Below are 21,360 nucleotides of genomic sequence, written 5' to 3' on the forward strand. Positions count from 1 at the left end.
GTGTCATGTCTTTTGGGATCATATAACAATGATAAAAGTGGATTACGCTCAGTATACTCTGGCAGAGCTTATGGAAGCTCAGCAGCAAATAACCGCCGAATCGGAAAATTATCCAGCCTTGATGGCGGAATTACGCGCCCGGCAGGAAGAGGTAGATTTATACGAACAAAGTCAGGTGAAAGCGTCATTTCACAGTGTTGAAATGCGGGTGAAATTCATAGGGTATATGCAATTACTGGCTGCGCTAGTGATGACGGTTGGCCTGATAGTTGGCCCCTTTGTGTCGTGGTGGTCACTCATTAGCCTGCCCTTTATCGTGCTGAGTGCGGCGGCTGGTTACACCGCTATTAGTGAGCAGGTAAAGTGGTACTGGCTATCCATACTGAATCAGGGGTTACAGGTTGTCAGCTTCTCTTTTGGGGTGCTTAATTATAAATATACCGGGCTGGGTGGTATCCAAATTGGTTTTACCTGGCTGAAAGAGTTCGAGCTGTCTTTTGGCATTCTGCTCTCTTCGACTGTTCACCTTACGGGGCATGCTGGCGCGTTTTCGGAGAGTGCCATTCACATTGATGTACTTGCTTTGGTGTTTATTGTCGCTTTGCTTACTATGCGAGAACGTCAGCGATAGCCTCGTTTTAGCGTTTAACGTGGCCACCCAAGCAGCCTGTCTTACCCGCCCTGCTTATACCTTAATAGTCTTACTTATTCTTATTGTGAATATGTGATAGTATATCCTGATTGTGTTGTGCGAGCTGTTGCCAGTAAAGATAGTGGTGTACTCAGCTTGTTGATTAAGAAAGGTAAATAGATGTTATTTGAGTTAGAAACCTATACCCGTCACGCTAAGTGGCTGGGCCTGGCCGCCATTGGTGTCTCTGTGCTTGCCTGGACAGTAGAGTTAATGGGTGCCGTTTATGTTTGTCCTTACTGCCGTGTGCAGCGTACTGTGATTGGCCTGCTCGGCCTGATTTTATTCTCGGGTGCTGCGCGTCACTGGTTGGGTAAGTATGCGGCGCTGGTCATGGGATTCTTTGGTGCAGTGGTGGCTGCTAACCAGCACTTTATGGGGTGGAAAAAGATTTCTGCTGGTAAGTTTACATTCAATGATACCCTGATCATTGATCCTTTCTTGCTGTCTGGCCTGGCAATGACGGCAATTATTGGCTTAGTTTGGTTAGTCACCCGGCAGGAAAAGTGATTGTCTCTGGCGTCATTGTGTTTACTATTAAAGTGATTTGATTAAATGTGCTGGTGCAGCTGTTGAGGTGTCAGTATGTTTGCTTTAAGGAAATACGATGCAGTATGACATGTACATTGTAGATGCCTTTACCCAGGCACAATTTAAAGGCAATTCGGCTGCGGTGGTCCCGGTTACGCAATGGCCAATAGACGCAACAATGCAGCACATCGCGGCTGAAAACAACCTCTCCGAAACGGCTTTTATCCGCTCTGTAGAGACCGCTCAGGGCGATCACTTCGAGATCCGCTGGTTTTCTCCGCTGACAGAAATTGATTTTTGTGGTCATGCGACACTCGCGGCGTCGTTTGTGATTTTTAATCACTTAGGTGTGCAGGGAGAAATTACCTTTATCACCCGTGAGGTGGGCCGCTTAACGGTTAATCAGCTGACCGATCAGCGCATTGAGATGAGTTTTCCCAATCAAAAACCTGAGCCCCTAGTTCAGGTGCCTGGCGCTTTACTGGAGGGGTTGTCTGAGCAGCCTGTACAGGTACTCAGGAATCGACAAGCCTACTTTGCCGTGTTTGATAACGCGGCTGTGGTCGAGCAGCTGACCTACCACAGTGATGTACTTAAACAACTGGCCCCGTTTGACGTGGTGGCAACTGCGCCTTCAGAGCAATACGATTTTACTTCCCGCTATTTCTGGCCTGCCAACGGTGGTGACGAAGATCCGGTAACCGGTTCCATTCACGCCGGACTGGCCCCTTACTGGGCTAAGCGCCTGGGTCGCAGCGAGCTGGTGGCCTATCAGGCGTCGCAGCGCGGTGGGGTGTTGCACTGTCAGGTGGGGGAAGAGCGGGTGCTGGTTTCCGGGTTTGCTGTGTTGTATTTGCAGGGCACAATTTTTATCGCGGATTAAGCAAAGCCCGAAGCGTCGCGCTTCGGGCTTTGTTGTTTTTAGGCCGGTTTTTCATCCTTAATAACAGCGACCAGCAATGCCGGTAAAAAGGTCAGGCTGAGCAGCGTTGAGACCAGAATACCGCTGAGTACGATAATACCTACGCCGCGATACAGCTCGGTGCCCTCTCCGGGGATCAGCACCAGAGGCGCCAGACCAAAAATAGTGGTGGTGGTTGACATCAGTATTGGTCTGAGGCGTTTTGCCACAGCCTGCTGAACCGCATCTTTGACCTTTAGCCCCTGCTCCATTACATAGCGGCGAGTCTGATCCACAATCAGGATAGGGTTATTGACCACAGTACCCAGTAGGATCAAAAAGCCCAGCATAGTGATCATATCAAACGGCTGATGGAAGGCACTGAGCCCCATTGCAGACAGGGCACTGTTGATGCCATTCACAGTCACCAGTCCTAGCAAGCCACCGGCCATGCCCAGCGGTACGGTTGCCAGAATAAACAACGGGTAACGCCAGTGTGTAAAAATCGCCACCAACAGCAGATAGCTCAGCACCAGTGCTATCACAAAGTTACCAGACAGCGACGACTTAGTGGCCTCCAGCTGATCTGCCGCGCCACTGATGTTGACCTTAATACCCTGGGCAATTTTGCCTTGCTGCCAGAGGTTAGGTAACAGTTGCTGACGGACTATCTGCTCGGCTGTTTCCAGTGCAACGTCTCTGGGTGGAATGATATAAACAGTGACGGTGCGGTTGCCATCAACGCGGCGCACTGAGTTACTGTTTTTACTTTCAACCAGATCGGCCAGCGCATTGAGTGGCAGAATTTGCCCGTTGGGCGCGATGATAGGCGTGGTGGACAGCTGCTCTATGGTCTGGCGGTTGCCCGCGCCACTGAACAGGAACATGTCGATTTTGTCATCGTTCAGGATGAACTCGTCTACGTACGCGCCATCACTCATAGCAGCCACCGCGTAACCGAAATCCCGGTTGTCGAGGTTAAGCTCCGCCAGTCGCGCCCAGCGAGGCTGGATCTCAATCAGTGGCTGGTCGAGTGTCAGCGACCTGGGGTCGGAGTTGATCTGGGGCTTATCAAATAGTTTATCTGCTTCTGCATACACAGCTTCCGCCGCACTGTACAGATCGGTGATATTCGCACCGGCAATATCGACGGCCACGGCGCGTGTTCCGCCATCGTTGCTGGAAATAATTGAGCCACGCGCTGAGAATGCACGCATGCCTTCATAGCTTTTGAACTTGTCTGTGATGGCATTCATCATCTGATTGATATGCTCCGGCTCGACCGGGGCACTTAAGAACCAAATCCGCCCAACCGACACCGACATAGCGTAGTATTCCAGCGGTGGCATAGCCGTTTTACCAGCTAAAAAGTCGCTGTTGTCGGCCTGTACATAATCATCAAAATAGGCGCGCAACTCGGTGCCAATTTTTTCCATTTCGGTCAGGTTATAGTTGGGCGGCGCTATCATCATAGAGAAGGCTTTGGGCTCCTCCCCTTCCGGCAGGTATTCGGCGGCAGGCATTAACGTCGCAGCCAGGCCCATAATAACCACAATAAACGCGGCACTGGCAATGCGTGCCTGAGTGGTGGTGCGGGTAAACAGCTGAGACAACTTCAGCCAGTAGGTGCCCAGTTCAACCTGACGCTTTTCTTCCAGATCCTGTTTTTTGCCAAAATTTGCCAGCGCTACGGGCACCACAAAAATGGCGACAAGCATAGAGGCGATAATGGCACCAGAAATGGCAATCGCAATATCTGAGTAGAGTTGTCCGGCCTCCTGCTGCACAAATAAAATCGGCGCGAACACCAGTACTGTGGTAGCGGTCGATGCCAGTACCGCAGGCCAGACTTCTTTCACGCCGTTGATGGCGGCTAAGCGCCGGCTGATCCCTTCGCGTTTGGCCTGAACAATAGATTCCAGCACCACTATGGTGTTATCCACTGTCATGCCGATGGCAAAGGCAACACCGGCCAGCGAGATCACATTGATGGTGCGGCCAAAGCTCATCAGCGCAAAGAACGCGGCGATGGTACATAACGGGATCCCCATCACGCCAACCAGCGTCGCGCGGCCTGAGCGCAGGAAGAAGTACATGACCAAAGTGGCCAGCAGTGCGCCCAGCGCCAGGTTGGTCCAGACGTTCTCTAGCGAGCTTTTTACATAGCGTACATCGTCGCTGAGCAGGGTCAGCTCCAGGCCGTTTTGTGCCAGTAATTGTTGATTAATCTCTTCAACCACAGGCAACATTTGCTCTTTAATATCGAGTACATTTGAGCCGCTTTCGCGACGCACCGACAGGCGTAAAGTTCGCTCTCCGTTCGAATAAGACACGCCGCGCGTTTCGAAGTGATCCAGGGTAACGCTGGCCACATCTTTGAGCAGTACATTGGCATTGCCATCACGCTTGATGATCAGGTTTTCCAATTCACCGAGTTGCTCAAAACGGCCAATCACACGCAACAGGTAGCGGCTTTCACCACTTTCGATGTCGCCCCCTGAGGTATCACGGTTACGGTCGCGGATCACGGTTCTGACATCGCTCAGGCTGATGCCGCGCTGGGCGAGGCGTGCGGCGTCGACCTTGATTTGGATCTGTCGTTGTGCGCCACCCCCAATACCCACCTCAGAGACACCAGAGACGCTTTCCATACGGGGTCGAATATAATCTTCGGCATAATCTCGCAGCAGGTCCATGTCCAGTTGTAATGGATTACCCGGCTGGGGTTTAAGCAGGAAAAACATAAAGGCGTTGCTGGAGAAGGAGCTGGAAAACAGCCGAGGCTGGTCGACATTTTCCGGATAAGCGGGCACCTGACTAAGCGCATTGTTGACCCGGATCAGGGCATCGTTGACCTCAACGCCGAAGGGGAACTCCAGCTCTATGGTGGCCTCGCCCATCTCGGCAAATGAGATCATACGTTGCAGGTTTGGCAAACTGCGCAGATAGCGCTCCTGTTCAATCAGGATCTCTTTTTCTACATCCTGTGGCGTGGCGCCGGGCCAGCCCGTTTGCACCGTAATGGTTCTGACTTCCAGGTCCGGGATCATCTGTACGGGAATGTTCAGGGCTGATACCAGGCCCAAAATGGTGGTGATCAGGACCACCACGGCCACTAAGGTGCCGCGTTTTACCGCTGATTCTATCATTGTAAGTTACCTGTCCTGGCGCTTATCTGAAGTTGTGTGCCTTCCTTTAATAGCTCAATGCCTGTAGTGATCACCGGCTCATTTCCTGTCAGGCCGGTTACGGCAACATAGTCTGGTCGGGTGGCGGTGATGGTTACCATTTTCCGTTTGGCAGTGTTGTTATCGGCAATAAACACGCTGCTGCCGCCATCCGGGTGTTGTTTAACCGCCTTTTTAGGGATCCAGACCGCACCGTCTTGTGCGCTCAACAGCAGATCGGCCTGAGCTGACATACCTGGAGTAAATTGCGCATGCACCGCCATGGAGTCGGTTAAATCTATGTGGGCGGTGAAGGTGCGGCTGGATGGGTCAGTCACAGCGACGATGCGGCTGATCTGTGCCTTGATGGGCTTAGCTGCGTTGATATCAGGCGTGACCATAACAGGCAGATTGGGCGTTGAGCGCAACAGAGGAAAGTATTCCTGCGGCACATTGACCACAATCCGCAAGTCCGACTCGGCAACCAGAGTAAAGAGTGAGTTGCCCGGCGTGACCCACTCGCCCAAGTCCACGGTACGTTGTCCAATGACGCCTGTAAAGGGGGCATACAGTGTGTGGCGATTGAGCTTTTCCTGGGCTAAAGAAACCTGAGCTCGTTGTTTTATCAGCTCAGCTTTGGCATTGGCCAGCGCCGCGGTACGCTCACCAATCAGCGTTTGTGCCACGCTTTGCTTTTTAGACAGGGCTTCCACCTCATCTAACAGCCGCTGCGCTTCATCGACCGATATTTTTGCCGCCTGAGCACCGGCTTTGGCCTGGGCCAGATTTAATTCGGCCAGTGTGGCGTCGAGTTTGAGTAAAGGCGCCCCTTTTTTGACGGTATCACCCGCATCAACAAGTAAAGTTTGCACCAGCCCCGACTCCTGGCTGGCCAGCTGTGCATGGTGCCTGGCTTCTACTGAGCCGCTGAGTGTCATCACCCTGGGTTGCTTAGTCGCACTGGGGGTATAAACCTCAACTTGTGTGGTTTGCGCTGCGCCCGTATTGCTGTAAAACAACACGGTGGTGATCAGTATAACGCTTGCGATAACGCGTGCGGTAATCTGCATATAAGCCTCTAATGATAATAGTTTTCATTTGATTCTATGGGTCTTTTGCCCAACAAGCATGCGATTTGCGATTAAACATGCGTTTTTTGCTATTTATGGTTTACCAGGTGATCGCTGAGCCATCATAACTATAGAACCCGCCGCTATCTGATGCCTGTTTACTCTGGAGCAGGTCAATCAGACTTTGTGCCACGAAGTCGGCAGAAAAGAGTTTGCCGGGCGGCACATTTTTTTGAAACGGCACAGACAAGGCGGTATCGGTGGTGCCCGGGTGAAACGCCAGTACGCAGCAATTGGGCAGTTTATAGCGCCACTCAATACTGATGGTTTTGAGCGCCATATTGAGTGCGGCTTTTGCACTGCGGTAACTTATCCACCCACCCAGCTGGTTATCAGAAATACTGCCAATGCGCGCGGACAGGGCAACAAAATAAGTCGTCTGTTTGGCTTTGAGTGCTTTGGCAAAGTGTTTGGCCAGCAATAGCGTCGGGACGGTGTTGGCTTTGAGGTTCTCGTTAAAAAAGTCGGGATCAAATTCCTGAATGGATTTTTCCGGCAGCTTGTCTGGGGTATGCAGCAGCCCCGTTGCATTGATCAGTATATCAACGTCCGGCAGTTGTTTCGCTAAAGCGCGAACGTCATCTTCCCGGCTTGCATCGAGCTCAACCCAGTGAACATGGTTGGGCTCTGTGTTGGGCTTTGTGGTGCGGTATGTTGCATAAATCTGGGCCTTGGGCTGTTCACTGGCAAAACGTTTTACCAGTGCCTGCCCGATGCCGCCTAAGCCGCCTACAATCAAAATGATCACCTGCTTTCCTCTGTTTTGGTTGTGGTTTTATTCTTTTATTAAACGGGTCATCCAGGCAATTAGATCTGCCAGGTGAGATCGGGTTTTTACTAACGTGTAACAGCAGAACCATCGCATCGCCTCCAGAGCGTAGCAGATCGCTATTTTACTAACTTGAATGAGATTTTGGATCGCGGATTAACTAACTGTATCATCATCCAGATCAGTGTATTACTAACTGAACCCTTCTCAGATCATATTTTTACTAACTATAAGAGCGTGACGGCAAGTTCTGGTGAAAAGGCCGCCATTTTTGATGGTTTTGACTCGGTTTTGTGCGCAAAAATAACGAGCAGATAGCGTCACAGGAAAGGCTGGATCATATTTTTACTAACCTATTTGTCATAATGACCGAAACAGAGATCAGCAATTTACTAACTCTATCTATACTTAGATCGTATTTTTACCAACTGATATGGGTGTTCACCCCTACGAGATCATCATTTTACTAACTTCAGCGGCGCATAAAGAGGCTGAGAGCGGGTTTTTTACTAAGGGACGGGTTTATCTAAGTGTAAAATAGGCTGAAAACACGGGGTGATTTATAGGCAACTTGGTAATTTTTTGCTCTGTTGTAGCACAGGGAATAGTGGCTGAATAATTGTAAGTTAATGATATTAAATGTAAAAGTGAGGCTGGGTTTGAATCAGCCCCATTTTATAGTCAGTGCGTTTACAAGGTGGATAACACTGTTGCTAGCAGCGTGGTTGCAGGGAGTAGGTAAAATAATGATCTTACCCAATGTGGCCGGAAAGCGAGTATCACTCCCAGTAGCAATACTGCAAGTGCCATCTGGCCGCAGAACATCAGGCTGCCATAGCCAACAGCCTGGCTGATATTCAGTCCAAGTGTTAGTAAAAGCATGATCCAGGCTGTGATCAGATAACGCTGACTAAGTGTCTGATCCGGCCGGGTACCATACACCGCCTTGTAATGTGGCGTTTTAGCCAGCGCGAACGCCGTAAAGCTGCCCAGGCACAGCAAGGTCGCAATCAGATACATCATGCTGCACGCTCCGCACGTGCGCGCTGTGGTCGGGTTTGCTGCACAGACTGAAGCTTGTTGCTTTGCCAGAAGAACACGGCTGCGGCCAACAAAGCGAGTACGTCGAACATGAACAATGCCCACTGACCTTTGCTTGCGTAGCTGATTAAGTTGCCTTGTGTTGTAAGTGCATTGCACAGCGGCAACAGCAGCCAGGCCAGTGCGTTGGCGAGTGCCAGAGTACGCCACCCGTGAGTATTGCGCCACTTAGCGGCAAACAGAGTTGCTGCTGCCCAGGTCAGGAAAAACGCCAGTACTTCCTGATCGGCACGGCCACTATGGCCGACGGGCAGTAGTCGATTGGCATAAAAGAAAGCTGCGGTAGCCAGCGGCAGTCCCATGATGGCAGCCAGATTGAGAGACTCGACCAGCTTAAGGCCAAAACTGGCTGACTGCGTGGGCTTTTGACGCTCCCGGATCCGTTTGGCCCACATTACGCAACCTGTGGCTATCATGGCGCAGCCCGCCAGACCACAAAGGAAGTATAACCAGCGTAAGCCCGCAGAGGCCAGGCGGCCGGTATGCATGGCAATCATACCGCCGTACAATTGCGCCGCGGCGCTGTCTTCCAGATGCACTGTGTTCAGCAGCTCGCCCGTTTTACCAGAGTAGAGCCACACGGCCTGCTCGTCTTTAATCTCACTGCGGTTAGCACCGTAGATTTTCATTACCGCCGCTGCATCCTGGGGATGATCTATGATAATGCGCGAAATAGGTTGCTCTGGCCAGTTAGTAAAAAAGTGATCCAGGGATTGCGCGAAAGCTGGTGTGCTCAACGCTTCATGACTCTGCTGGGGGCGCTGTCGCTCCGGGTAGAAGTCTTTTCTGAACTCCTTTACACCCTCTTCATAGACGGTTTGTGCCGGATACGGAAAAAGTGTGAATATTAGTGTGATCAGACCGGTATAGGTGATCATCAGGTGAAACGGTAAGGCCAGTACTGAGCTCAGGTTGTGGCCGTCCAGCCAGCTGCGGCTGCCTTTGCCGGTTCTGAACTGGAACATATCCTTAAAAATGCGTTTGTGGATCACGATACCGGAGATCAGCGCAACCAGCATAAACAGACTCGCCAGACAGACTATCCAGCGTGCGGTTGTGCGGTCCATATAGTGCAGATCAAAGTGCAGCCGGTAAAAGAAGCTGCCTCCTTTGGTTTCTCTCGTCGTTATGGGGGTTTTGCTGTCGGCGGCCAGATTATGATTCATCCAGCTGGCTTTTTCTCCCGGTTGGGCATAGGGCAGATGCGAGACGCGCAGCAGAGGGTTACGCTCGGAAGGTAAGCTGATCCACCACCTTGCCGCACCTGGCGCCTCACTGTTTAAGCGGTTAAAGCCATAATTCAGCAAGTCTTGTTGTGAGCTTTGAACCGTCATGCTGTGTTGATGCAGCTCTGGCTTGCTCCACAAAGTGATTTCCTGGCGGAAAAAGCTCAGCGTTCCGGCAAAAAATACCAGCCATAGCAACCAGCAAAACAGGAGTCCAACCCAGGTATGTAACCAGGTCATGGAACGGAAAAAACTGTCTTTCATGATTATCCTCTTAATATCAGGAGCAGCGTCCATTGCAATGCAGCAAGCAGCAATAATCCGCCACTGAGGCAGCGAAGTGATTTTATTGCAAATACAGTGATAAAAATAAGGCAGTGAATAAGCACACTCAGGCACACACTGAACAACACAGCATCAACTTTGGAAACGGGAAGCAGTAAACTCATCAGGCTGATAGTTAGCGCTGTGAGTGCATATCCTCCGAAAATAGCCATTGCAAACCGGGCAACGACATTCAGTCGGTAAGCTGTAAAGCAAGCAAAGTAGGACGATAGCGGCATACTTGTTCTTTGATCAAAAATAGGGAGACGAATTATTACTGAATCGAGCTATAAATGACAGTAATTATCATTAGCAAATGCGTTAAATGTACAAATATTAATGGCAAAAGGAATATCAAATTCCGCTTGACCCAGGTTTTGGATGTTTTGTGAACTCGCGCTGACACTCTTTAATTAGAATGCGGCCTGATATACTTACAGTAACCAATGGTGTTGTGAGGAGAATATAGTCTTGGATATTATTGAGCGTGTCAGGCAATGCACTTTATGTCGGGGCACTTTACCCTTTGAACCCAGACCCGTGATCCAGGGGTTGTCCTCAGCAAAAATACTGATTGCCGGTCAGGCACCGAGCCTGAGCGTACAAAAAACGGGCAAACCGTTTAATGATGCTAGTGGTCGACGACTCCGAGAGTGGCTGGGTGTGACAGAGGCGCAGTTTTACGATCCTGCCTTGTTTGCAATAATCCCGATGGCGTTTTGCTACCCGGGCAAGGGAAAATCAGGTGATTTGCCCCCGCCAAAAATCTGTGCTCAGACATGGCGTGCACCGCTGCTAGCGGTATTTGAGAAGATAGAGTTGACCATTTTGATTGGCCAATATGCACAAAACTACCATTTAGCTGATTTTGTGAGTGTGTCGCAGGCGGTGAGTGATTGGAAAGCTCACTTACCCGGGCAAATAGCACTGCCCCACCCTAGCCCGCGCAACCAATTATGGGTGCGAAAACGCCCTTGGTTTGAAACCGAAGTATTACCAGCATTAAGAGCCAGAGTTCGTGACGTTTTGGTGCCTTTTTGCACAGAGAGAACCCAGAGTTTATAGGCTTTTTGGTACGATTATGTAAACTTTTAGAAAATGAATTAACTCATATGGGTTGCTATTTGGTACTGTATCGCTCATAATTTGGGGTGAGTTAGAATTACAAATTTTAACAAATTACATTCAAAGGATTTGAACATGTTATATCGAATTTCGGGTTGGTCAGCTATCGCTCTTTCCCTGCTGGCATTATACCCAAGCTATCAAACGGGTGCGCTGTCCGTTATTGGATTCTACCTTGGTTTATTCGCATTACTCCTCTCCTCTTTTGCCAGCCATACAGGCAATTTAATTTATTATCGCAGCGTATTTATCTTTTCTGTGTTAAATGTGTTTTTTGTCAATGATGGTACGTGCGTTATGTTATTGGCAGAGAATAATGACTGGGTGTATATCGGATCTATGTATGGGATCTTCGTTGTCATTAGCAGTATTTGTGGTTTTTTGGTTAATAAAGACAGCTTTTTAATGAGCATGGCGCCAAAGGTCAAGCGTATGCGATAATGCGTACGGGTAATGACTAAATACCGACGCGCTGGTTTACAAAGCAGCTGCAGGCTTATACACTTGTGTTGGTTTTTAAAACAGCTGAGCTGATAATGAAGATTCGCAGGGAGCGGCAAATAGTGTTCGTTGTTAATATCACTTACACCGTTGAACTGGCGGAAATCGATGCACATTTACCTGCTCATATCCAGTTTTTACAGCGGTATTATCAGCAAGGTGTGTTTTTGGCGTCTGGTAGAAAATTACCCAGAACTGGGGGCATGATATTTGCCACTGCACAAAACCAAACCGAGTTAGAAGCAATTCTACACAACGACCCTTTTTATCTCGCCGGACTGGCGAATTACGAGATCACAGAAATTGAAGTAAGCAAGACTGCCAGTGGTTTATCACAACTGCTAACCATTTAAATCAGCAACTCGGTATTGCTGAATACAACCTATGACTGAACGTTTATTGAGAACGTACATTTGTGGTGGTATAGCAAGGTGGCCACACGCCAGTTTTGATGCTTTGATATCAATTCAAGCTTACGTATTCTCTCTACTTTGCATGATATCGCTGCGGCTTTTTCTGCTTGCCTGACTCTGACTGCGCTTTGGTTACTCTGTTTATCGCTACCACTTTGCTGCAATTTATACCAATTTTACTTAATACCTGTTCAATTTGAAGGAGTTAATTTGCCGCTAACTAGGTTAAAAATTTCTCATTTAGAACCTTTTACCTTAGACATAGGTTCATAAATTTTTGCCTCGCCTATATGGGATGTAGGTGTCTCAGCGGTAGCAGAACGCGAGAGCGGTGTTATCGACCCTATTTTCTCGCCTCAAAATAGAACACTTAATTAAGCAAATTGGTATTAACTGATTGCTATAAAAGGAGAATATTATGCCCAGACTAAACAATAAAATAGCCCTGATCACCGGCGCTGCACGTGGTATTGGCACTGCGGTTGCGACATGCTTTATTGAGCAAGGTGCCACCGTGATCATCACAGATAAAAACACGAAAGAAGCAAAACAGCTGTGCGAAAAGCTGGGAAAAAATGCGCATTTTCAGCTGCTGGACGTATCTGAGGAATCGCATTGGCAACAAGTAGAAACCTTTGTAAAAACGCAGTTTGGCCGACTTGATGTTTTAGTGAACAACGCCGGGATAACGGGATTTTTGGAAACCGCAGGTCCGCATGATCCCGAACATTTGGATTTAGAGAGCTGGCACACAGTACAGCGCACCAATAGTGACGGCGTAGCACTGGGTTGCAAATATGGGATCCGGCTTATGAAGGCGTCAATGGCGGCCAGTATCGTCAATATTTCCTCTCGTTCCGGGTTGGTTGGGATCCCGGCAGCGGCGGCTTACGCAGCAAGCAAAGCAGCTGTGCGGAATCACAGTAAATCGGTCGCTTTGTACTGTGCACAGCAAAACTATCCAATTCGCTGTAATTCAGTGCACCCGGGGGCCATCTTGACCCCGATGTGGGATACCATGTTGGGTGAGGGGGAATCTCGGGAAGCGGCCATTGCCGGTATTGCCGCCGATATCCCGCTTGGTCACATGGGTAATGCAATGGATGTGGCTTATGCTGTGTTATATTTGGCATCTGATGAGTCTGGCTATGTGACAGGTATTGAACTGAACGTTGATGGCGGGATCCTGGCAGGCAGCAGCGCGTCTCCGAAGTCAAATTAAGCCATATCAAATCAGGCCGGTATAATCTTAATACCGGCTTTTGTCCGGTGAATTAGTTTGCTAAGCTCAAGTCAACCGGTATCGCAATTGCAAGGAGTTTGAGCCTATGTATTGGGGTTTAATTGTTGTTTTTATTGTGCTGGCCTTTTGGCTCCACAACCGCTATAGCTCGAGTTCTGAGGATTACCCTGCACTGGAAACCGATCCAAACGACCCTCTGCTTCTCCAGGCTGTGGCAGATGCCAAAGCGTCATTAGATGAATTCAAATCCCTGTATCGTCGGTTTCCCAAAGATGCCTTTGTTAAACTGGACTTTGAAAGCGACTGTGGCGTATCCGAACACCTTGGTGCCCATGTTGAGGGGATTAAAGGTGATGAATTAAGCGTCTTTTTGGTCACGCCACCAGTCACCCATCAGGGCAAGCTGGCGCACAATTACACTTGCCACTTCGACGACATTGAAGACTGGCAGATCACAGATAAAGACGGCAACATTTACGGCGGCTTCACCCAGCGGGCCATGTTTGCCATTGCAGAACGTGAGGGCGTAGAGCTGCCCCCTGAGTTGCAGGAAATGCAGGGCAAGTATGTTTAGCCAAACCTGTTCGCTGCAATATTGTGTTCAGGCGATCCGAGCCATACATGGCTGGCTCATGCGCACGGCTGAGAAGTTCAGGGCTGCTCGGCAAATGTCCTCAGCTCATCACCGCTCAGGCGATAGATGATCCATTCGTCCTGGGGTTTTGCGCCAATACTGTTGTAAAAATCGATCGCTGGTTTGTTCCAGTCGAGCACCACCCACTCAAAACGGCCGCAATCTTTTTCGATGGCCAGCTGAGCCAGAAATTTCATCAGTGCTTTTCCTGCCCCCTGCCCGCGCTGATCCTGGGCGACGTACAAATCCTCCAGATACAGCCCATATTTACCAAGCCAGGTCGAGTAATTAAAGAAATAGACCGCAAAGCCAATGGCCTTGCCATCTTGCTCACAGATGAGGGCGTGGGCACGTACATCGTTGCCAAATAACTTTTGCTCAATGTCGGCGACCGTGTTGAGCACGGCATCTGGCTCTTTTTCATAGACTGCTAATTCATTGATAAAGTGTAATATAGTGGCCGCATCGTTTTTCTTTGCGTGGCGGATCGTGATACTCATCGGGGTTTACTTCCATAGTTGACATGATAGTCGCACAGTGTAAGCTCAATTTTTTAATGAATAAAGTGCATAAACTGCACTGGCTAGATGCATAATATTAATGAATAAGTTGCCAAATCTGGATCTTAATCTGCTCAAACTGTTTGCCGCTTTGTACCAGAATGGCTCGGTTACGCATTCCGCCGAGCAGCTTAACCTCAGTCAGTCTGCCTGCAGTCATGCACTAACCCGGCTTCGAGAGCGACTGGGTGATGAGTTGTTTGTGCGGGTGAACAACCGTATGCTGGCAACGGCACATGCACATAGACTGGCGCAAACTGTGTTGCCTGCACTGCAGATGCTTGAACGTGGGTTGCAAGAAGCCAGCCCCTTCAATGCGAGTGACTCTCACACACTAACGATAGCGGCGACGGATTATACTGCCTGGTGCCTGCGACCTTTTGTGACTTATTTGGTTGGCATGTTTGAAAATCTGAATATCCGTTTTGTCCAGCTGGAGGAACGTATTGCAGAGCAGGCTCTGGAGGATGGCAGCCTGGATCTGGTATGTGGATTCGCCCATCAGCAGGAATTTTCGGAGGGCCTGGCCCAGCTTAGCTGGTTTGAGGATGCTTACGTGACTGCCCGTTGCCAGTCTCACCCGTGCAAACAAAAGCTGAAACTAAGCACCTTTGTGGCTTATCCCCATATTTTAATTGCCCCATGGAATGAGCGTCGGGGCATCGTCGATAAAGCGTTGGCAAAGCTCAAAAAGTCCAGAGTCATTACTGTGACAACCCCACATGTTCTGGTGGCACCAACCCTGTTACCAGAGAGTAATATGTTGCTGACTATGCCCAGGCGCTATGCCTTGCAGGTGTGTGACAGATTAAATCTCCAGCTACAGTCACCACCGCTCTCGGTGCCTGATTATCAGCTCAAATTATACTGGCACCGGACACGCAAGAGCGATCCTAAAATTGGCTGGTTTATAACCCAGTTTTGCGACTTTCATCAGCTAAAGTGTGATGAAAATCAGTTAGTAAAAAAATGATCTGTTGGCTGTTGCCTGTTAATACCGGTGTGCCAGCCAATACGTCGAATTTAGTTTATATAATTCAACATGTTAATTTAGATCAAGTTTTTACCATATCGACAGCATGGGTACTCATATAGTCACAAATAAAGTCGACGCTGAGTTTTATATTTGGGAGCTGATATTTTGCATGCTGATATACCAGGTTGATTTCAACAGTGTGTGTCTTACCGGGTGATAAGCTAAGGTGCTGTGCAACTGGTGTCACCTCATTTTTAAGGTGTGTGGGGATCAGCCAGTCGGGAGCCAGCAGCAGACCTTCACCATGCGCAAGCGCGTCCAGTAAGGTGGTGCTATCATTGCTGATCAGAACGGGGTTTATTGAGACAGGCAGCCAGTCATCCCCCTCCTGCGCCCACCATGGGACAGGGGCTGATCTGCTGCGAAACATGATGCTAGGACAGTGGCAGAGCTGGTCGAGCGACCATCTGGTGGTACCAAATTCAGTGTTGAGTTTGTCAGCCAGCCGGGTTTGAGCCCACAGTGTAAAACCACTGCGAATAAGGGGCCTGGCGATGAGGCGGGCGTCGTCAACCGGCCCGCCTCTGATGGCCAGATCAACAGAGTCTTGCCCGAACAGTGCATATTCATTGGTGTAGTCAAGGTCGAGCAGAATGTTCGGAAATTGTAGCCGAAAGTGTCGAAACAAAGGAACCAGCAGTGCCTGAGCCAGGCCGGGCGGTGCACTTACCTTGAGTGTGCCACTTGGGTTATCCATGCTCTGCGAGAGCAGTTCATCAGCGTGGGTTAGTTTGCTGAGAACCTCGTCAATATGTTGGTAATAGAGCTGGCCCAGATCGGTAATACTGACATGGCGGGTTGTTCGTTTGACAAGTTCGATCCCGAGCGACGCTTCCAGATCTTTAATCCGCCTCGAAACGGAAGAGGCGGGCACCGAAAATTCTGCGGCGACAGCGCTGAAGCTGTTTAATTCAACGACACGTTTAAAATAGCGTAGTGCTCTGAGTTTATCCATTGTGATCCAGGCAGACAGTTATCTCAAGTAATCTAGTTTATTTTTGTCATAAAGACAAAACTGATTTGTAACTTAGGCGCTTTTTAGTCAACAGAGAAAGCGCAATAATATCCGAAATATTGAAGTTATTTGGTTATAGTTATGAAAAAACAAGTTCTTATAATAAAGTCCAGCCCAGCTAATGAGTTTTCTGTGTCCAGTGAGATAGCTGACTATTTGCAGTCAAAATTGCAAAATAAGAATGAAAGCTTGGATTTTACAATACGAGACCTAAGTAAAACCCCAGCGCCGGTTTATGACAATCAAATTCTCAATAGTTTCTACGGTGATCAGAATGCCCTCACTGCTGAGCAAACTGAAGTAGCACAGCCATCACTGCTTTATATTGACGAGCTGAAACAGGCCGACATTATTGTTTTTGCATCTCCGATGCACAATTTCAGTGTCACGAGTTTAATGAAAAACTACATCGACCAGATATGTCGTTTTGGCTTAACCTTTGCCTATTCAGAGCAGGGACCGAAAGGGCTATTGGAAGGCAAACAGGCCGTGATTATTGCCAGTGCAGGTGCTGATATGTCGATGCCTGAAATGCAATCAGTCGACTTTCAGGTGCCCTATCTGAAGCAGGTACTCGGTTTTATTGGTATTGCAAACATTGATGTGATCACTGCATATGGGATCAGTATGCAGCATATTGGCAGTGAAGTTGCGACTAAACAGGCGAAAGCCCAGGTCGATCAATGGGTAGGTACTATTGCCTGAGCCTGCACCAGCCAGGCTTTATGTTAAATTAACCCTGGCTGATATTTGAGCTAGGGTTGATTCAGGCGCTTTGTTTGCTTTGTGCTTTGACGTATTTTTTGACTTTTTTCATCGCCATTTGGCGCTTGAGTGGCGACAGGTAATCAATAAACAGGTTGCCCGATAAATGGTCGATTTCGTGTTGCATCACGATAGCCAGAAACTCATCACTGTGCACTGTGATGGGTTTACCATGGCGGTTCAGCGCAGAGACAGAAACCTCGGTATAACGTTCCACTTTGGCAAAGTAGTCCGGCACTGATAAACATCCCTCTTCGCCCATTGCTTTGCTACTGCCACTCACTATTTCTGGATTAATGAGGATCAGCGGATCTTTACGTTCTTCTGAAAGATCAATGATCACGATGGCTTCTTCTCGACCCACCTGAGTTGCCGCCAGCCCAATGCCGTTGCTGGTTGCATACAAAGTCTCCAGCATGTCGTCGATCAGTGTTTGTACTGATACTATATCGCTGACTGGTTTCGCTTTTATGTGTAATCTTGGATCGGGTGCGGTTAGGATTTCTAAAACTGCCATCTTATTGTTATCTATCTCTATGAAAAGCCGAAGTTTAATGCTTAATGGGACGTAAAGCTAGTGAAACGCATGGGCTACTGGCAGGCCTGCCGGTACTGCGAGGGAGAAAGCGACTCAAACTGATTCCAGATACGACGAAAGTGGCGCGCGCTGCTATAGCCACAGGCATCTGCAATGGCTTCAATATGCAGGTTGCTGCGAGATAGCAAAGCTTTGGCATGTGCTACTTTGATGCCACTGATATACTCACCCGGTGTGATCCCCAGATTTTGTTTAAAAACCCGGTTGAGTTGGCGAACCGAGAGGTTGGCCTGATTTGCCAGAGACTGCAGGCTATGCGGATGACTGAGTTGGCGACAAACCTGATCTTGCACCTGATGTAAGGCACGGTGCATATGATTTCGATAACGCAGCCAGGGACTGAGTTGAGGGTCCTGTCCGTTGCGACGAAAATAGACCAGCATCTCTCTGGCGACCTGAGCGGCAATCTGTTCGCCAAACTGCAAAGAGACAAAATGCAGCGTCATGTCTATACCTGAGCTAATGCCCGCACTGCTGAATAGCTTGTTGTCCTGAACAAAAATGCGGTTGTCGGTCACTTTGGCGGTCATAAAGGTCTGACGAAAGCGCTCAATAAGCGCAAAGTGTGTCGTACAGGCTTTATGATCCATTAATCCAGCCTTTGCCGCCAATACGGCGCCCGAGCAAATAGTGAGTATATAGGGGTCATATCTGGCCTGTGCTTTTAGCCATTGCTGGGTACGTATCCCGGCTGCGCTGTCATAGATGGAAAACGAATGGCTGCAGCCTGGCAATATAATGACATCTGAGGGGGTTAGCTGAGCAGGGAGCGGCTTGAGCTGATGTAATGCCAGGCCACCATCCATCACCTGCTCATCCAGGGCACTGACATAGTGAATATCAAGTGACAGCCCGACACGGCGGGCTTCGAGCAACACCTGCAATGGCCCTGCCAGGTCAAGCGGTAAGGTATTTTGTAACAGGACAAAGTAAAACTGCTGCGGTGCTGGCATTTTTCCTCCTTCTTTTTAGGCTACATAGTCCTGTGGTTTGCAGATTGTGGCAAAACGTTCAGCCAATACCAGTTCGGTACGGACTTTAATTTCGTCGGCACTAAAGCGCTGACCACTTGGCTGATGCTGCATATCAAACGTTAAGGTTGCATCGGTGACAAATTCGACCTGGAAACCCAAGTCGCTCGCGACGCGAGCGGTGGTCTCGCAACACTGCTCAGTGCGGATCCCCGAGATGGCCACACAATCTATGTTATTTCTTTTCAACCACATAGCCAACCCTGTATCGGTAAAGGCATTGTGTACAGACTTATAAAAAGTTTTATCAAACTGCGTGTCCAAAAAAGCCATGGGCTTAACAAATCCGGATGCCGGATTGAAAGGGCTGTCTGGCATATCGTCACGGCTGTGCAGGATTTTTACCACTTTGTGCTGACTGCGCTGAAATGCCGCTATCAGCTGAGTCAGATTGTGCTGAAAGTCTGCGACATCTCGAGCAGACCAGTAAGGCGTATGATAGAAAGAATCCTGCGTGTCTATGACAAGTAGTGCTTTATTCATAATGTATTTTCCTGTTTATGCCGTCATGTTTTCGAGACCCAGTGTAATGTGGCTCATACTGCTGAGAGAGTCTGATTTAAGACGTATATGGGACTTATCTGGCCATACCAACTGATGCCAAATATTGACTGAGATGACAATTTAATGTGATTTGGGTTGACACCTTTTATTGATGTATATACGTTGTATATACACAGAGGGTGGTCAAACAGGCATTCCCTCCAAGCAGGAAGCTGAGCATGGCAAACAATAAAGACGCACAATTGATTGTGCGTATCAATAAAGCGCAAAGAGATGAGTTTATTGCCCTGTGCAATGAACTGGATTCATCTTCTTCCCGCGAAATCAGAAAGTTTATTAAGCGGTTTGTGAAAAAACACAAGCCAGAACAAGAGAAACCGGTCAAAGGAGATCAAGATGGCTAAGAAAGTTGATGTTAAAAAGCTAAAGAAAGAAGTACAAAAACGTACTGGTAAGATCGCAAAACATGAAGCAAAAATCAAAAAGCTGAAAAAAGCGATCAAAAAAGCGAATTAATCGCAAAAAAAAGGCAGCCAACGACTGCCTTTTTCTTTATCTGTAAGGTTTCCAATTCACAGAGCGTAAAGCCCCTTTACAAACCTATTTTAGAAGCGGCAGTAGCCAGGCGCGTTGTCATGGAAAACCCATCTGCGTTTCGCTTCCCAGACACAGCTGTTAGGGTCCTGAACAACGCGTGTTCTGGTAGTATGCTCAGTGCGATCCAGATCCCACCACAGGTAAGATGCCGGGCAAGAAACATGACCATCGTAGTTGGTTGTGACGCTGTTTGGTGCTCCCTGGTTAGGGTAATCGGTATAAAAGTGGCAAATAGTCACGGGGTAAGATTGCTCAACTGAGCAATTCTTAACATAGTAGGTCTCCCAGTAACCACATTCATCGGCAGCGACTGCTGTGCCAGACAGGGTGAACATAGCAAGCGATAGCAATACTTTTTTCATAACTGTATCCTTTTTCCTTGTTTAATTTATATCGTTTTTTCCTTCTATCAGGGGACAGCTAAACCCTAAATAGAAACACCAAAATACCAGCGTTGACATCGCTGTCAATTGAATGTTAATCATTCATATGTTTACCTCCTTACTTAGTTTGTAAAGCAGAACAACTGGCGTGCAAGCGCACCTAAGTCCTGGTTAATATCAAATCGGCCCCGCAGTGTGGCGGTCGGATCAAGTAAAAAGATCATGGTGGAGTGCGCAACCTGATAGTTGTCGGGGGCTGTATTTACCTGGAATTGTGCACCTGTGCTTCGAGCGAGTGACTCAAGGTGCCCGGGGTGACCGGTAACACCAATAAATGAAGGGCTGAAATGACGTACATATGTGTCGAGTGTTGTTACGGAGTCTCTTTTTGGATCGACGGATACAAATACGTACATGGGTTGCCGGGGGATGGAAAGTGCTGTTAACTGTTTTTCCAGCGCAGCTAAGCGGGACAAGGCGGTTGGGCAAATATCCGGACAATGTGTGAATCCAAACATCATGATTGTCCACTGCCCTTGCAGCACATGCTGATCAAACTGACCGTATGCACTTTGCAGCTCAAATGGTGCCAGAGTACGTTCGGTTTTTTGTATCATGGCCTGTGCGGTGCCGGGTTGCAGGGGTTGCGTAATGGGGAGCAGCACGCCGAGCCCGCAGCCGATAAGCAGGGTGAGCAATAGCGCGTATTTGCTATGCATCTTCGCCTACCCTCTTTGCTTGCCAGCACAACCCCAGCGCCAATAATGCAGGTAAAGTGACGCCAGCAAAATCAATCAGCAGAAAAATTGGCCCGCAGATCCCGACCAGCACCTCCCAAAAATGAAATAGCGCATGGCTGCTCAACCATAAAGCGGGAAACAGCCACAGCTGAAAACGGTAGCGGGCATAAAAAGCACCAAAGTTAAACGCGCCGCCAATCAGCATATACAACATACCGATATCACGTAAAAAGTGCTGATTGTAGAACCCCCGGTCAGGCACACCGGGCACACTCCAGTACCACTGTTGCGGATAAAGCAGCATAAACACGCCGTTGGCCAGCGCTGCCAGTCCAAGCAAGACGGCGACGGCTGTGGTGGTTTGACTTCGCATAG

The 21,360-nt window shown here is 48.8% G+C and carries 24 protein-coding genes; 11 read left to right on the forward strand and 13 right to left on the reverse strand.

What is annotated here, in order from left to right:
• Nucleotides 1-28: 28 nt before the first annotated feature.
• From MHN33_RS11220 to MHN33_RS11230, 3 genes are all read left to right on the forward strand, one after another.
• Nucleotides 29-631, forward strand: coding sequence for a hypothetical protein (locus MHN33_RS11220; protein WP_239398016.1), 603 nt, complete (start codon nt 29-31; stop codon nt 629-631).
• Nucleotides 632-811: 180 nt separating this feature from the next.
• Nucleotides 812-1,201 (forward strand): disulfide bond formation protein B, encoded by a 390-nt coding sequence (locus MHN33_RS11225; protein WP_239398017.1) that lies wholly within the window; start codon nt 812-814, stop codon nt 1,199-1,201.
• 97 nt (nt 1,202-1,298) lie between these two features.
• Nucleotides 1,299-2,105, forward strand: coding sequence for a PhzF family phenazine biosynthesis protein (locus MHN33_RS11230; protein ID WP_239398018.1), 807 nt, complete (start codon nt 1,299-1,301; stop codon nt 2,103-2,105).
• Nucleotides 2,106-2,143: 38 nt separating this feature from the next.
• Here MHN33_RS11230 and MHN33_RS11235 read toward each other — a convergent pair whose 3' ends face one another.
• From MHN33_RS11235 to MHN33_RS11255, 5 genes are all read right to left on the reverse strand, one after another.
• A complete protein-coding gene (locus MHN33_RS11235) occupies nt 2,144-5,272 on the reverse strand; it encodes an efflux RND transporter permease subunit (RefSeq protein WP_239398019.1) in 3,129 nt (1,042 codons plus the stop codon).
• Entirely contained in the window at nt 5,269-6,360 is a 1,092-nt protein-coding gene (locus MHN33_RS11240; protein ID WP_239398020.1) for an efflux RND transporter periplasmic adaptor subunit, read from the reverse strand. The genes MHN33_RS11235 and MHN33_RS11240 overlap by 4 nt, the downstream gene beginning before the upstream one ends.
• 100 nt (nt 6,361-6,460) lie before the next feature.
• Nucleotides 6,461-7,168: an SDR family NAD(P)-dependent oxidoreductase gene (locus MHN33_RS11245; protein WP_239398021.1), complete on the reverse strand. Its 708-nt coding sequence runs from the start codon at nt 7,166-7,168 to the stop codon at nt 6,461-6,463.
• A 711-nt stretch (nt 7,169-7,879) separates the two neighbouring features.
• The gene (locus tag MHN33_RS11250) at nt 7,880-8,212 is read right to left on the reverse strand and encodes a DUF3325 domain-containing protein (RefSeq protein WP_239398022.1); all 333 of its coding nucleotides are present in this window, start codon (nt 8,210-8,212) and stop codon (nt 7,880-7,882) included.
• Nucleotides 8,209-9,780: a PepSY-associated TM helix domain-containing protein gene (locus tag MHN33_RS11255; RefSeq protein ID WP_239398023.1), complete on the reverse strand. Its 1,572-nt coding sequence runs from the start codon at nt 9,778-9,780 to the stop codon at nt 8,209-8,211. The genes MHN33_RS11250 and MHN33_RS11255 overlap by 4 nt, the downstream gene beginning before the upstream one ends.
• Nucleotides 9,781-10,311: 531 nt before the next feature.
• Between MHN33_RS11255 and MHN33_RS11260 the strand changes: the two genes are divergently transcribed.
• From MHN33_RS11260 to MHN33_RS11280, 5 genes are all read left to right on the forward strand, one after another.
• The gene (locus tag MHN33_RS11260; protein WP_239398024.1) at nt 10,312-10,905 is read left to right on the forward strand and encodes a uracil-DNA glycosylase family protein; all 594 of its coding nucleotides are present in this window, start codon (nt 10,312-10,314) and stop codon (nt 10,903-10,905) included.
• A gap of 135 nt (nt 10,906-11,040) precedes the next feature.
• The gene (locus MHN33_RS11265) at nt 11,041-11,406 is read left to right on the forward strand and encodes a hypothetical protein (RefSeq protein ID WP_239398025.1); all 366 of its coding nucleotides are present in this window, start codon (nt 11,041-11,043) and stop codon (nt 11,404-11,406) included.
• A gap of 95 nt (nt 11,407-11,501) precedes the next feature.
• Nucleotides 11,502-11,819 (forward strand): YciI family protein, encoded by a 318-nt coding sequence (locus MHN33_RS11270; RefSeq protein WP_275442780.1) that lies wholly within the window; start codon nt 11,502-11,504, stop codon nt 11,817-11,819.
• 478 nt (nt 11,820-12,297) lie between these two features.
• Nucleotides 12,298-13,101 carry an SDR family oxidoreductase gene (locus MHN33_RS11275; protein WP_239398026.1) on the forward strand — a complete coding sequence of 268 codons (804 nt, stop codon included), beginning with the start codon at nt 12,298-12,300 and terminating at the stop codon, nt 13,099-13,101.
• A 106-nt stretch (nt 13,102-13,207) separates the two neighbouring features.
• The gene (locus tag MHN33_RS11280) at nt 13,208-13,696 is read left to right on the forward strand and encodes a DUF2314 domain-containing protein (RefSeq protein ID WP_239398027.1); all 489 of its coding nucleotides are present in this window, start codon (nt 13,208-13,210) and stop codon (nt 13,694-13,696) included.
• 77 nt (nt 13,697-13,773) lie between these two features.
• Here the strand turns inward: MHN33_RS11280 and MHN33_RS11285 are convergent, their stop codons facing one another.
• A complete protein-coding gene (locus MHN33_RS11285) occupies nt 13,774-14,256 on the reverse strand; it encodes a GNAT family N-acetyltransferase (RefSeq protein ID WP_239398028.1) in 483 nt (160 codons plus the stop codon).
• A 100-nt stretch (nt 14,257-14,356) separates the two neighbouring features.
• Between MHN33_RS11285 and MHN33_RS11290 the strand changes: the two genes are divergently transcribed.
• Nucleotides 14,357-15,289, forward strand: a complete 933-nt coding sequence (locus MHN33_RS11290; protein WP_239398029.1) for a LysR family transcriptional regulator — start codon at nt 14,357-14,359, stop codon at nt 15,287-15,289.
• A gap of 82 nt (nt 15,290-15,371) precedes the next feature.
• On the opposite strand, the gene MHN33_RS11295 is transcribed toward MHN33_RS11290, so the two are convergent.
• Complete coding sequence (locus MHN33_RS11295) at nt 15,372-16,307, reverse strand: LysR family transcriptional regulator (protein ID WP_239398030.1); 936 nt, start codon at nt 16,305-16,307, stop codon at nt 15,372-15,374.
• A 141-nt stretch (nt 16,308-16,448) separates the two neighbouring features.
• On the opposite strand from MHN33_RS11295, the gene MHN33_RS11300 reads away from it, so the two are divergent.
• Nucleotides 16,449-17,072 carry an NAD(P)H-dependent oxidoreductase gene (locus tag MHN33_RS11300; protein WP_239398031.1) on the forward strand — a complete coding sequence of 208 codons (624 nt, stop codon included), beginning with the start codon at nt 16,449-16,451 and terminating at the stop codon, nt 17,070-17,072.
• A gap of 61 nt (nt 17,073-17,133) precedes the next feature.
• Here MHN33_RS11300 and def read toward each other — a convergent pair whose 3' ends face one another.
• From def to MHN33_RS11315, 3 genes are all read right to left on the reverse strand, one after another.
• A complete protein-coding gene (gene def / locus MHN33_RS11305; RefSeq protein ID WP_239398032.1) occupies nt 17,134-17,649 on the reverse strand; it encodes a peptide deformylase in 516 nt (171 codons plus the stop codon).
• Nucleotides 17,650-17,723: 74 nt separating this feature from the next.
• The gene (locus MHN33_RS11310; protein ID WP_239398033.1) at nt 17,724-18,683 is read right to left on the reverse strand and encodes a helix-turn-helix domain-containing protein; all 960 of its coding nucleotides are present in this window, start codon (nt 18,681-18,683) and stop codon (nt 17,724-17,726) included.
• Nucleotides 18,684-18,698: 15 nt separating this feature from the next.
• The gene (locus MHN33_RS11315; protein ID WP_239398034.1) at nt 18,699-19,244 is read right to left on the reverse strand and encodes an isochorismatase family protein; all 546 of its coding nucleotides are present in this window, start codon (nt 19,242-19,244) and stop codon (nt 18,699-18,701) included.
• Nucleotides 19,245-19,483: 239 nt separating this feature from the next.
• Here MHN33_RS11315 and MHN33_RS11320 point away from each other — a divergent pair, with 239 nt between their 5' ends.
• A complete protein-coding gene (locus MHN33_RS11320; RefSeq protein WP_239398035.1) occupies nt 19,484-19,669 on the forward strand; it encodes a hypothetical protein in 186 nt (61 codons plus the stop codon).
• Nucleotides 19,670-19,870: 201 nt separating this feature from the next.
• Here MHN33_RS11320 and MHN33_RS11325 read toward each other — a convergent pair whose 3' ends face one another.
• The 3 genes from MHN33_RS11325 to MHN33_RS11335 all read right to left on the reverse strand — a co-directional run bounded on the left by MHN33_RS11325 (nt 19,871) and on the right by MHN33_RS11335 (nt 21,358).
• Complete coding sequence (locus tag MHN33_RS11325; protein ID WP_239398036.1) at nt 19,871-20,224, reverse strand: hypothetical protein; 354 nt, start codon at nt 20,222-20,224, stop codon at nt 19,871-19,873.
• A 143-nt stretch (nt 20,225-20,367) separates the two neighbouring features.
• The gene (locus MHN33_RS11330) at nt 20,368-20,964 is read right to left on the reverse strand and encodes an SCO family protein (protein WP_239398037.1); all 597 of its coding nucleotides are present in this window, start codon (nt 20,962-20,964) and stop codon (nt 20,368-20,370) included.
• Nucleotides 20,957-21,358, reverse strand: coding sequence for a hypothetical protein (locus MHN33_RS11335; RefSeq protein WP_239398038.1), 402 nt, complete (start codon nt 21,356-21,358; stop codon nt 20,957-20,959). The genes MHN33_RS11330 and MHN33_RS11335 overlap by 8 nt, the downstream gene beginning before the upstream one ends.
• Nucleotides 21,359-21,360: the final 2 nt, after the last annotated feature.

Source organism: Pseudoalteromonas sp. OOF1S-7 (assembly GCF_022347765.1).
Lineage (GTDB): Bacteria > Pseudomonadota > Gammaproteobacteria > Enterobacterales > Alteromonadaceae > Pseudoalteromonas.